This is a genomic window from Paenibacillus xylanexedens (assembly GCF_007676705.1).
In the GTDB taxonomy this organism is placed as follows: domain Bacteria; phylum Bacillota; class Bacilli; order Paenibacillales; family Paenibacillaceae; genus Paenibacillus; species Paenibacillus xylanexedens_C.
Window position 1 is genome coordinate 1 of the sequence record NZ_VEBF01000309.1, and the last position, 273, is coordinate 273.

The window sequence follows — 273 nt, forward strand, 5'->3', positions numbered from 1 at the left end:
CTTCACCTTTCACAATTTCTTTTTCTTTTTCCACCTCTTCTCTACCAACTTCTTCCCCTCTAACCAATTTACCCTTACCTCCACCAATTTCCATACCTACATCTTTAACCAAATCCTTAAATTCATCTCTTTTACCAACCAACTCTCTTTCACACTTAACTTCAACCACAACCCCAATACGTCCACCACCCTCCATGTAACATTCTACAACCCCTTCACTTCCTCCACCCCCCCCTTTGCTTCCTCCTCCACAAACACCTTTCTCACCCAACA

General features: G+C 43.2%; 1 pseudogene. It reads right to left on the reverse strand.

Annotation, left to right across the window (positions count from 1 at the left end):
- Positions 1–196: pseudogene (tsf, locus tag FS628_RS30585) on the reverse strand (elongation factor Ts); the annotation flags it as partial.
- Positions 197–273: the final 77 nt, after the last annotated feature.